Annotated in this window: 13 protein-coding genes; 8 read left to right on the top strand and 5 right to left on the bottom strand. The window is 71.6% G+C overall.

Annotation, left to right across the window (positions count from 1 at the left end):
- Nucleotides 1-66 precede the first annotated feature (66 nt).
- The 3 genes from ACLQ28_RS12235 to ACLQ28_RS12225 form a co-directional block, all read right to left on the bottom strand.
- Entirely contained in the window at nucleotides 67-1,800 is a 1,734-nt protein-coding gene (locus ACLQ28_RS12235) for a DEAD/DEAH box helicase (RefSeq protein ID WP_425686350.1), read from the bottom strand.
- 188 nt (nucleotides 1,801-1,988) lie between these two features.
- Nucleotides 1,989-2,651, bottom strand: coding sequence for a trimeric intracellular cation channel family protein (locus tag ACLQ28_RS12230; RefSeq protein WP_425686349.1), 663 nt, complete (start codon nucleotides 2,649-2,651; stop codon nucleotides 1,989-1,991).
- Between the two features lie 40 nt (nucleotides 2,652-2,691).
- A complete protein-coding gene (locus tag ACLQ28_RS12225) occupies nucleotides 2,692-2,910 on the bottom strand; it encodes a DUF3039 domain-containing protein (protein ID WP_088946800.1) in 219 nt (72 codons plus the stop codon).
- 88 nt (nucleotides 2,911-2,998) lie between these two features.
- Here ACLQ28_RS12225 and ACLQ28_RS12220 point away from each other — a divergent pair, with 88 nt between their 5' ends.
- Both ACLQ28_RS12220 and ACLQ28_RS12215 read left to right on the top strand, forming a co-directional pair.
- Nucleotides 2,999-3,934, top strand: a complete 936-nt coding sequence (locus tag ACLQ28_RS12220) for a pseudouridine-5'-phosphate glycosidase (protein ID WP_425686348.1) — start codon at nucleotides 2,999-3,001, stop codon at nucleotides 3,932-3,934.
- Nucleotides 3,931-4,830 (top strand): carbohydrate kinase family protein, encoded by a 900-nt coding sequence (locus tag ACLQ28_RS12215; protein ID WP_425686347.1) that lies wholly within the window; start codon nucleotides 3,931-3,933, stop codon nucleotides 4,828-4,830. The genes ACLQ28_RS12220 and ACLQ28_RS12215 overlap by 4 nt, the downstream gene beginning before the upstream one ends.
- Nucleotides 4,831-4,962: 132 nt before the next feature.
- Here the strand turns inward: ACLQ28_RS12215 and ACLQ28_RS12210 are convergent, their stop codons facing one another.
- Nucleotides 4,963-5,322, bottom strand: coding sequence for a DUF3099 domain-containing protein (locus ACLQ28_RS12210; RefSeq protein ID WP_425686346.1), 360 nt, complete (start codon nucleotides 5,320-5,322; stop codon nucleotides 4,963-4,965).
- A gap of 103 nt (nucleotides 5,323-5,425) precedes the next feature.
- On the opposite strand from ACLQ28_RS12210, the gene ACLQ28_RS12205 reads away from it, so the two are divergent.
- Nucleotides 5,426-5,725: a hypothetical protein gene (locus tag ACLQ28_RS12205; RefSeq protein ID WP_425686345.1), complete on the top strand. Its 300-nt coding sequence runs from the start codon at nucleotides 5,426-5,428 to the stop codon at nucleotides 5,723-5,725.
- A gap of 2 nt (nucleotides 5,726-5,727) precedes the next feature.
- The gene (locus ACLQ28_RS12200) at nucleotides 5,728-6,039 is read left to right on the top strand and encodes a hypothetical protein (RefSeq protein ID WP_425686554.1); all 312 of its coding nucleotides are present in this window, start codon (nucleotides 5,728-5,730) and stop codon (nucleotides 6,037-6,039) included.
- A gap of 9 nt (nucleotides 6,040-6,048) precedes the next feature.
- On the opposite strand, the gene ACLQ28_RS12195 is transcribed toward ACLQ28_RS12200, so the two are convergent.
- On the bottom strand, nucleotides 6,049-6,639 hold the full coding sequence (locus tag ACLQ28_RS12195; RefSeq protein WP_425686344.1) for an HhH-GPD-type base excision DNA repair protein: 591 nt from the start codon (nucleotides 6,637-6,639) through the stop codon (nucleotides 6,049-6,051).
- Between the two features lie 109 nt (nucleotides 6,640-6,748).
- Here ACLQ28_RS12195 and ACLQ28_RS12190 point away from each other — a divergent pair, with 109 nt between their 5' ends.
- From ACLQ28_RS12190 to dtd, 4 genes are all read left to right on the top strand, one after another.
- Nucleotides 6,749-7,330: an ArsR/SmtB family transcription factor gene (locus ACLQ28_RS12190; RefSeq protein ID WP_425686343.1), complete on the top strand. Its 582-nt coding sequence runs from the start codon at nucleotides 6,749-6,751 to the stop codon at nucleotides 7,328-7,330.
- Nucleotides 7,327-7,833, top strand: a complete 507-nt coding sequence (locus ACLQ28_RS12185) for a GNAT family N-acetyltransferase (protein ID WP_425686342.1) — start codon at nucleotides 7,327-7,329, stop codon at nucleotides 7,831-7,833. Before ACLQ28_RS12190 ends, ACLQ28_RS12185 begins: the two co-directional genes overlap by 4 nt.
- Before the next feature lie 40 nt (nucleotides 7,834-7,873).
- A complete protein-coding gene (locus ACLQ28_RS12180; protein WP_425686341.1) occupies nucleotides 7,874-9,358 on the top strand; it encodes a DUF7059 domain-containing protein in 1,485 nt (494 codons plus the stop codon).
- A 118-nt stretch (nucleotides 9,359-9,476) separates the two neighbouring features.
- Nucleotides 9,477-9,899, top strand: coding sequence for a D-aminoacyl-tRNA deacylase (gene dtd / locus ACLQ28_RS12175; protein WP_425686340.1), 423 nt, complete (start codon nucleotides 9,477-9,479; stop codon nucleotides 9,897-9,899).
- Nucleotides 9,900-9,973: the final 74 nt, after the last annotated feature.

Here is a 9,973-nt window from a genome sequence, read left to right as displayed (position 1 = left end):
GACGCAGACGCAGCGCAGACGCAGACGCAGCGCAGACGCAGCGCAGGTGCCGGTGGGGCGTTTGGGTCAGAGGGTTTGCACGGTGGCGATGCGTTCCTCGAGCTGCTCGATGGTGGCCTGGGCGCTCGGAGGGCCACCGCAGAGTCGGCGCAACTCGGCATGGATCTTGCCGTGAGGTTGGCCGGTGCGGTGGTGTCGGGCGGCCACCAGGGCGTTCAGTTGGCGCCGGAGCGCCACTCGACGCTGAGCGGCACTCAGGGGTGCCGGAGGTGCCGCAATGGGCGCAGCGGCCGGCTGAGCGGCCCCGTCGGCGGTACGGCGGCGCTGGGCGGCGAGTTGGGCCGCCTGTCGCTTGGTCAGCAACAGGGAGACCTGGTCGGCGGTGAGCAGGCCGGGCAGGCCGAGGTATTCCTCTTCCTCCGGGGTGCCAGCCTGAGCGGCGGTGCCGAACGACGCCCCATCGAAGATCACCTGATCCAGCTCGGCGGTGGCCGAGAGCGCGGCGAACCGCTTCTCCAACTCCCCGCTGGCCTGGTCGTCGCGCTGGGCCCGTTCCAGCAGGTCGTCGTCGAAACCGTCGGCTTCTTTGGGTTTGCCGAGCACGTGGTCCCGTTCGGTTTCCATCTCGCTGGCCAGCCCGAGCAGGTGCGGCACGCTGGGCAGGAAGACCGACGCGGTTTCCCCGGGCCGGCGGGCACGCACGAACCGGCCGATCGCCTGAGCGAAGTAGAGCGGCGTGCTGGCGCTTGTGGCGTAGACCCCGACCGCCAGTCGTGGGATGTCGACCCCCTCGGACACCATCCGCACCGCGACCAGCCAACGCTGGTCGGACGCCGCGAACGTCGCGATCCGGGCGGACGCGCCCTGGTCGTCGGAGAGCACCACGGCGGCCTTCTCGCCGGTCACCTGCTCGATCAGCTTGGCGTACGAGCGGGCGGTCTGTTGGTCCGTGGCGATGATCAGACCACCGGCATCGGCCATGCCCGCATTCCGCAGCACGGTGAGTCGGGCGTCGGCGGCCCGCAGCACCTGCGGCATCCAGTCGCCGGCCGGGTCCAGGGCGGTACGCCACGCCTGCGCCACCAGATCCTGCGTCATCGGCTCGCCGAGGCGGGCGGCCAACTCCTCTCCCGCGTTGGTCCGCCAGCGGGTCTCCCCGGAGTACGCCAGGAAGAGCACCGGCCGGACCACCCCGTCGCGGAGCGCGTCGGAGTAGCCGTACACCGAGTCGGCGCGGGAGCGCAGCAGCCCGTCACCGCCCCGCTCGTAGCTGACGAACGGGATGGGGTTGTCGTCGGAGCGGAACGGCGTCCCGGTGAGCATCAGCCGGCGTACGGCGGGCTCGAAGGCGTTCTTCACCCCGTCACCCCAGGACCGAGAGTCGCCGGCGTGGTGGATCTCGTCGAGGATGACCAGGGTGCGCCGGGTCATGGTGCGCCGCCGGTGCACCTGCGGGGCCATTCCCACCTGGGCATAGGTGACGACCGCGCCGTGGAAGTCGGCTGCGGAGTGCAGATCCGCGTTGCGGAAGGCGGCGTCGAGTTGGATGCCCACCCGGGCTGCGGCTTCGGACCACTGGTTCTTCAGGTGTTCGGTCGGTGCGACCACGGTGACCGCTTCGATGGTGCCGTCGCCGAGCAGCTCCGCTGCGATTCGCAGGGCGAAGGTGGTCTTGCCGGCGCCCGGCGTGGCGACCGCGGTGAAGTCGTCGGTACGCCGACGCAGGTACTCCACGAGGGCCTTACGCTGCCAGGCGCGTAGTGCCGGGAACGTCTCGAGCACCGGCGTCCGGGCTGCCACGCGAAGCTCCTCTCCGACCGCACGATGGCGGACCCCGGGCGAGGGCCACGAGTGCCGCCGCCCATGAAAACGCCTCCGCGCAGAAGCTGCCGCGAAGGCCGACTCAGCATAACCAGCGCGGGGCCCACGGCCCAGGCGACGCCACGCTGGTCACAATCCCGACCCGATCGAAGGTCCGGCCGGCTGCTTCACCACTCCCGGTCGGTGCGAGGGTCAGCCCCGTCCGAGCGTGGCGGGCGCAGCATGGCCACCGGGGCGGACCAGCGTCGACGCAGTGCGATCAGGCGCAGCCCGAAGACCAGGACGGCGGCGGCGGTGAGCGGTGCGGGACCGGTCTGCCCGGTGACGTACAGCAGCGCCACCGTGACAGACCCGGCCAGCGCGGCCAGCGCGTAGATCTCCCGGCGCAGCACGACAGGGATCTCGGCGGTGAGCAGGTCTCGACCGAGCCCGCCGCCGATCGCGGTGAGCATGCCGATCAGGCAGGCGCCGACCGCGGGCACCCGTGCGTCGAGGGCCTTGAGCGTGCCGGTCACCGTGAACAGGCCCAGGCCCGCCGCGTCCAGCACCAGGACGGTGGTGCGCAGTCGGGCCAGTTGCGGGTGCAGCCAGAAGACGGCGAGTGCGGTGATCGCGGCGGTGGCCGCGTACCGCCAGTCGGCGAAGGCCAGCGGCGGCACCTCGTCGATGACCAGATCCCGGAAGATCCCACCGCCGAGGGCTGCCACGAAGCCGACAAACGCGACGCCGAACAGGTCCAACCGCTTGGCCACCGCCGCCGACGCCCCGGATGCGGCGAACACCGCGACGCCGGTCAGGTCGGCGAGGAGCAGGGCGGTGGAGGTGGTCACCGCCGCAGGTTACGTCGCTGGCCGGGATGCCGGCCGAACTTCACTCACGGTACGAGTCGTAGATCTCCTTGCACTTGGGGCAGACCGGCGAACCCGGCTTGGCCGCCTTGGTGACCGGGAAGGTCTCGCCGCAGAGCGCGACCACGTAAGTGCCCATGACGGCACTTTCGGCGATCTTCTCCTTGCGGACGTAGTGGAACATCTCGGGACCGGTGTCGGCGTCCTTCAGCTCCGGACGCTCGAGAACCTCTGTGCTCACGTCTGCACCTCCAACCGTCAAGTTTGGCAGGTCATCACGGCCGGGTCCACTTGAGGCCTGCCGGGGCCCGACCCCGTACGGTGCGCGTGTGACTGACTTTCGCATCAGCTACGGCACCGAGGTGGCCGAAGCCCTGCGCGACGGCCGGCCCGTCGTCGCCCTGGAGAGCACCATCGTCTCGCACGGCCTGCCCCGGCCGGAGAACCTGCGGGTGGCCAGGGAGATTGAGCAGGCGGTCCGGAACGCCGGGGCGGTTCCGGCGACGATCGGCATGATCGGCGGCGCGCTGGTGGTCGGCCTGGACGACGGGCAGCTGACCCGGCTCGCCACGGTCGACGGCGTGACCAAGCTCTCCGTCCGCGACCTCGCGGTGGCGGCGGCGACCGGTGCGGACGGCGCCACCACCGTGGCCGCGACCAGCGCGGTGGCCGCCGCGGCCGGCATCGGGGTGTTCGCCACCGGCGGGTTGGGCGGGGTGCACCGGGAGGCCGCGCACACGTTCGACGAGTCGGCGGACCTGGTCACCCTGGCCCAGACCCCGATCGCGGTGGTCTGCGCCGGGGTCAAATCGATCCTCGACGTGGGCGCCACGCTGGAGCGCCTGGAGACCCTTGGGGTCGCCGTAGTCGGTTACCGCACCCGCCGGTTCCCCGGCTTCTACCTGACCGACGCCGGCTTCGACCTGGACTGGTCGGTGGACTCGCCGGAGCAGGTCGCCGCGGTGCTCGCCGCCCGGGACGAGCACGCCCTGCACACCGGCGGGCTGCTCGTCGCCAATCCGTTGCCGGTCGACGAGCAGCTCGACCCGGAGCTGCATGACCGGACGCTCGCCGACGGACTTGCCCTGCTGGAGCGGGACGGGATCACTGGGAAGGCCGTCACCCCGTACCTGCTCGCACACTTCCACTCGGCCACCGAGGGCGCGAGCCTGGCCGTGAACGTCCGGATCATCCTTCGCAACGCCGACCTGGCCGCGCGGATCGCGGTCGCCGCAGCGGCCCGCAACACCGCCGCCGCCGTATGACCCGACCGGCCCGGGTGGTCGTCGTCGGGGACGTGATCACCGATGTGGTCGCCGTGCTGTCCGGGCCGCTCGCGCCCGGCTCGGACACAGCAGCCGGAATCAGTCTCGGCGGCGGCGGTCAGGCAGCCAACACCGCAGCCTGGGTCGCCGCGCAGCGGGTGGACGTCACGCTCGTCGGCGCCATCGGTGCCGACGACGCGGGACGCGACCGGGTGGCCGAACTCGACCGGGCGGGTGTCGACTGCGCGGTCGAGCGAGTCGAGGGCCACCCGACCGGCACGGTGATCGTGTTGGCCGCCGACGACGAGCGCACCATGGTCAGCCAGCGGGGTGCGAACCTGCTGCTGAGCGCCACGCACGTCGAGCAGGCCCTCGCGGCGGTGCCCGACGCTGGGCATCTGCACCTGTCCGCGTACACCCTCCTGGACGCCGAGTCGCGCGACGCAGGGCTGCGGGCATTGGCCGTCGCCCGCGAGCGCGGGCTCACCACAAGCGTCGACGCGGCCTCCGCGGCGCCGCTGCGGCGGGTGGGCGCGGCGGCGTTCCTGACCTGGGTACGCGACGTCGACCTGCTGCTGGTCAACTCGGACGAGGCGACGGTGTTGGCTGGTGGGCTGGACCCGGCGGCGCAGGGGCGGGCGCTGTCGGCGACGGCCCGGCGGGTCGTGGTCAAGCGCGGCGCGGCCGGCGCGGTCTGGGTCGACCGCAGCGCGACGGTCTGCGTGGCCCCGGCCCGGCGGGTGGCGGTGATAGATGTCACGGGGGCGGGCGACGCCTTCGCGGCCGGCCTGCTCACCGCCTGGCTCGCCGGTGCCACCCCGACCGCTGCGCTCAGCCGCGCCACCGATCTGGGGGCGCTGGCCGTCTCCACCGTCGGCGCACGGCCACAGCCGTAGCCCGTCGGCGCACGGCCAAAGCCGTGACCGTCGGCGCACGGCCACAGCCGTAGCCCGTCGGCGCGCGGCTACAGCCGTGACCGTCGGCGCACGGCCACAGCCGTGACCGTCGAACCCTGGCCCGCTCGCGGGTCAGGGTTCGACGTCGATGACCTTGTGTGGGCTCTCGTCGGCGGTGAGGCTCATCGGTGGAATGTCGGCCTGCTGGCGGGGGTGGAACCGGTTGGCCAGCCGGTGCTCTTCCTTCGGCGGCCGGTCGTTGGCCAACAACACGGCCAGCCAGGGGATGAGCACCATGCCGAGGCCGCACAGCGGCAGCCAGAGCCAGAGCAGTGGGGCGTTCGCACCGACCAGGATCGCGCCGACGATGATGCACAACACCCGGATGCCCATCATCAGGACATAACGGCGCTGGCGACTGTTGAGCTGATCGTCCTGGCTGCGCGAGGCGTCGGTGATCAGAATCGGCTGGTACGCCTGACGCTTCACCATGGACCTCCTCGAGGGGGTTACGCCTCATCCTGTCACCGCGGGGCCGTGATCAGCGAAATTCGACTCATCCCACTGCGTGTTACGCGCGTGGTACGCTCCGCGCGTGGGCAGCAGGTTCAGCTTCACCGACGAGGCGTTGGCCAACCTGAGGGTCTACGACGTCACGCCCGGGGAAGTCTGGGAGGCGCTGCACAGCGCCCGACGGGTCATCCGCCATCTGGGCGACGACGTGATGGTGGTCTACGCTGCCGGCCGCCGGGGCCGCCGACTGGCGGTGCTGCTCGCCGAGGCCGATGGCACCGACAACGACTGGGACATCCTCTCCGCCCGCGAGTTGAGCGAAATCGAGTCCAAGCGCTACGACGAGGCCGTGCAGAGATCTCGGGAGATGAGGAGGCCGTGACGATGCACCGTAACGACGCGACGAAGCAGTTCCACAGCGGCGACGACCGGATCGCCGAGTTGATCGATGAGAGCCCAGCGGTGGACCTCCCCACCCCCGACACCGACGTGCCGATGGTGAGCCGGTCAGTTCGGCTGCCGCTGGAGACCTACGAGCGGGTGCGGGCCGCCGCCGATGCCCGGGGCATCGGGGTCACCACGCTGATGCGCCAGTGGATCGAGGCCGGCCTGGCCGACCTGGACGACTCGGCGACGGTGTCGCTCGCCGACGTGCGACGCGCACTGGCCTCGTTGGTGCACCCGACCGCCGCCTGAGCCGCCGGCTCAGCCGCCGGTGGCCTTGGCCTTGGCTGCCGCCTTCATCTGCTGCTTGAACTCCCGCACCCGGCGCAACGAGTCGGCGTCGGTGACGTCGGCCACCGACCGGTACGCACCCGGGTCGCCGTATCCGCCGGCCGCCTCCCGCCAGTCCTGCGGGGTCACGCCGAACCGTTTGCCGAGCAGGGCCACGAAGATCTGCGCCTTCTGTTTGCCGAAGCCAGGCAGCTCGGAGACCCGGCGCAGCAGCTCCGGCCCGTCGGCGACGTCGGCCCAGAGCAGCGCCGCATCGCCGTCGTAGCGATCCACCAGGACCTGACAGACCTCCTGCACCCGGGCCGCCATCGCCTTCGGAAACCGGTGCAGCGCGGGCGGCTGGGCGAAGAGTGCGATCAGTGCCTCCGGGTCGTACCCGGCCAGCTCCGCCGCGTCCAGCTCATGGCCGAGCCGCTGCACCAGCACGTACGGCGAGGAGAATGCCTTCTCCATCGGCACCTGCTGGTCCAGGGTCATCCCGATGAGGAGGGCCAGCGGGCTGCGCTCCAGCAGCCGGTTGGCTTCCGGGTCGATGGGCAGCACAAGCGTCATGCCTGCCATCTTGCCCTGACCGCGCTGGCAGACACGGCGACCGTCGACGTCGACACCCTGGCCAGCGCTCCCCAACCCCGACTTGACTAATGGTCAAGGAAGATTGACCATTGCTGCCATGGTCGATACCCCGCCCTCGGAACCACCCGCCGACGAGGTACACGTCACCACTGAGGAGCAGCTCCGGGCGGTCAGCAGTCTGGTGCGGCACCGCATCCTGGGTGTGCTGAGAGACGGCCCGGCCACCATCAGCCAGGTCGCCAACCAGCTCAACCTCCTCAAGGGCAGTTCGAGCTACCACATGCGGTTGTTGGAACGGGCCGGTCTGATCCGGGTCGTCAGCACCCGCAAGGTTCGCGGTGTGACCGAGCGGTACTACGCCCATGCCGCCCGCCAGATCATCCTTCCCGCGCCAACTCAGACCGACGTACTCATGCGCCACGCCGTGGCGGACCTGGAAGCCGCCGCACCGAACACCCCCCGCTACGTACGCCTGCAACACGCACGCGTCAGCGCGGAGCGGTTCGACGAGTTCGCCGCCCGGCTGGCCGCCCTCCTCGACGAGCTGGGCGACAGCGCACAGCCGCAGGAGGCCGCCGCCACCCTGGCGGTCGCCTTCTTCCGTCCGCAGGACCCGCGGCCATCCGCACCCACGGACTCCACCATCGAAGCTTCAGCACCCAGGGACGAACCCAGATGATCAACGCGACCGCCTGGTCCCCCGTCATCCGGCCGGCGGCCCCCACTGACGACGCGGCACTGCTCGCCCTCAACCACACCTCGTGGACCGCCGGGTCCGGCTTCCCCTCGATGCGCAGCGAGGAGATATCCACCTACTTCACGGGCCGGCGCAAGCCGGAGACGCACCTCGTCGCCGAGCAGGACGGCGCCGTCGTCGGCTACGTGAGCGTCGAACCGAAGCTGCCGTTCGCCGAGGCGGCACACGTGTACGCGCTCTGGAGCCTCGTCGTCAGCGCACCGGCCCGTCGGCGCGGCATCGCCTCGGCGCTGCTGGCCGCGGCGGAACAGGTCGCGCTCGAGCGGGGCGCCACGAAGCTGAGTCTGCGCGTACTCGGCAGCAACCTGCCCGCCCAGCGGCTCTACGAACGCCACGGCTACGTCGTCGAGGGCCGGCACGTCGCCGAATTCCTGATCGACGGCGAGTACGTCGACGACCTGGCGTTGGCCAAGAGCCTGCGGTAGGCATCCGACCACGCGTCCCGGCCGGTGGCAGGATGACGGGGTGGACGAACACGACATGTTGCTCTCCCCCGCTGGCGTCGACGCGCTGCGGACCGCGCTGACCCGGACGGGGTTCACCAGCAACGGCATCGCCGAGAGGCTGGGCGCGCAGGCCACCGCCGCGGTCGCCCGCAACGACTACCGGGCAGCGTTGCGCGCCACCGAGGACGGCGACCCGCTCGGCACCCTGATCCGGGTGTTCATCTGCGACCAGATCGAGCCGGAGGCAGCGGTCGCCGCTGCACTGGCGCCGCTGAGCGTGCAGGAGGCGCTGGCCGGCGGGCTGGTCGAGCGGTACGGCGGGGGCCTGCGCGCCGGCATCGACCTGGAGCCGTACGGCGACGACTGGTGGGTGCTCGCCGACGTCTCGGCCAGCGCCCGGCCGGGCCGACCGCTGCACGCCGAGCACGTCCTCGGCGTCGGCGGGGCCACCCAGACCCTGATCGGCGCGACCATGCGCCGACCGGTCGGCACCGCCCTGGACCTGGGCACCGGCTCCGGCGTCCAGGCCCTGCACCTGGCCACCCACGCCGCCGCGGTGACCGCCACTGACCTGTCGGAGCGGGCGCTCCGCTTCGCCGCGACCACCGCCGCTCTCAACGGCCAGGACTGGGAGTTGCTGCGCGGCGACCTGGTCGCCCCGGTGGCCGGCCGACGGTTCGACCTGGTGGTGAGCAACCCGCCGTTCGTGGTCGGCCCGGGCACCACCACGCACGTCTACCGCGACTCCGGCAGGGTCGGCGACGCGATCGGGGCCGAGCTGGCCGCCGCCGCTCCGGGCCTGCTCACCGAGGGCGGCACCATGCAGTACCTGGCGAACTGGGTGCACGTCGCCGGCGAGGAGTGGGACGAGCGGGTCGCCGGCTGGTTCGCCGGGACCGGCCTGGACGCCTGGGTGATCCAGCGCGAGGTGGCCGACCCGATGGCGTACGTCGACCTGTGGCTCACCGACGTCGGCGAGACCGCCGACCCGCAGCGGATGGCCGCCTGGTTGGACTGGTTCGACGCGCACAAGGTGGAGGGCATCGGCTTCGGCATCGTGTCCCTGCGCCGGAGTGGGCACGCCGACCCGGTGGTCCGCGTGGAGGATCTGCGTCAGCGGGTGCAGCCGCCGCTGGGCGACCAGATCGCCGCCTGGTTCGACCGCCAGGACTTTCTGCGGGTACGCGACACCGACACGTTGCTCGCCGAGCGCTACCGGGCCGCCGAGGGGCTCCAGCTGCGGCAGGAGGCCACCATGGGTGACGAGGGCTGGGCGGTGGACCGGCAGGTCCTCGCGATGCCGCACGGCCTGCGCTGGACCGAGGAGATCGACCCGCTGGTGCTGGCGCTGGTCGGTGGCGCCGACGGTCGGCTGCCGTTGCGCGACCAGCTCGCTCTGCTCGCGGCGGCCCACGACGTCGAGCCCGCCGAGATGGCCGAGGCTGCGGGCCCGATCGTGGCGCACCTGGTGGAGCGTGGCTTCATCGAGCCGGTGACCGCCTGATGCGGGCGGCAGGGCGGGGCCAGCAACACCCCGGCGATCCGCTGATGCGGGCGTCAGACGCGGCCGGCGCGCCGATGGTGCTCGCGTTGAACGCGGCCGGCACGCCGGTGGTGCGCTGATGCGTGCTGTGGTGCAGACCGTCGGGCGGGCCAGCGTCACTGTGGACGGCGAGGTGGTCGGTGCGATCGAGAATGGCCTGCTGGTGCTGCTCGGGGTGACCCACACCGACACCACGCAGACCGCTGAGACGATGGCCCGCAAGGTGCACGAGCTGCGCATCCTGGACGACGAGCGGTCCGCCGCCGATACCGGCGCGCCCATCCTGGTGGTCAGCCAGTTCACCCTCTACGGCGACACTCGCAAGGGCCGCCGCCCAAGCTGGACCGCGGCCGCCCCCGCCGAGGTCGCCGAACCACTTGTCGCAGCGGTAGTCGATGCCCTGCGCCAACGCGGCGCGCCAGTCGAGACAGGCCGCTTCCGCGCCCACATGCTGGTCGAAAGCACCAACATAGGCCCCCAAACCCTCCTCCTAGACCTCTAATCCCACCCACCCACCCCCCACCCACCCCACTCCCAGCGGTGATCAAGAGGTTTGCGTCAGTATTTGCCCTCGAT

This window comes from Micromonospora sp. DT201 (assembly GCF_049841575.1).
Lineage (GTDB): Bacteria > Actinomycetota > Actinomycetes > Mycobacteriales > Micromonosporaceae > Micromonospora.
This window is presented reverse-complemented; position numbering and strand designations above follow the sequence as displayed.

Bases quoted from the DNA above. Each gene is read 5' to 3' on its own strand.
- ACLQ28_RS12200 (WP_425686554.1), top strand. From the start codon at position 5,728: ATGCACCGTAACGACGCGACGAAGCAGTTCCACAGCGGCGACGACCGG.
- ACLQ28_RS12185 (WP_425686342.1), top strand. From the start codon at position 7,327: ATGATCAACGCGACCGCCTGGTCCCCCGTCATCCGGCCGGCGGCCCCC.
- ACLQ28_RS12215 (WP_425686347.1), top strand. From the start codon at position 3,931: ATGACCCGACCGGCCCGGGTGGTCGTCGTCGGGGACGTGATCACCGAT.
- ACLQ28_RS12210 (WP_425686346.1), bottom strand. From the start codon at position 5,322: ATGGTGAAGCGTCAGGCGTACCAGCCGATTCTGATCACCGACGCCTCG.
- ACLQ28_RS12190 (WP_425686343.1), top strand. From the start codon at position 6,749: ATGGTCGATACCCCGCCCTCGGAACCACCCGCCGACGAGGTACACGTC.
- ACLQ28_RS12195 (WP_425686344.1), bottom strand. From the start codon at position 6,639: ATGGCAGGCATGACGCTTGTGCTGCCCATCGACCCGGAAGCCAACCGG.
- dtd (WP_425686340.1), top strand. From the start codon at position 9,477: ATGCGTGCTGTGGTGCAGACCGTCGGGCGGGCCAGCGTCACTGTGGAC.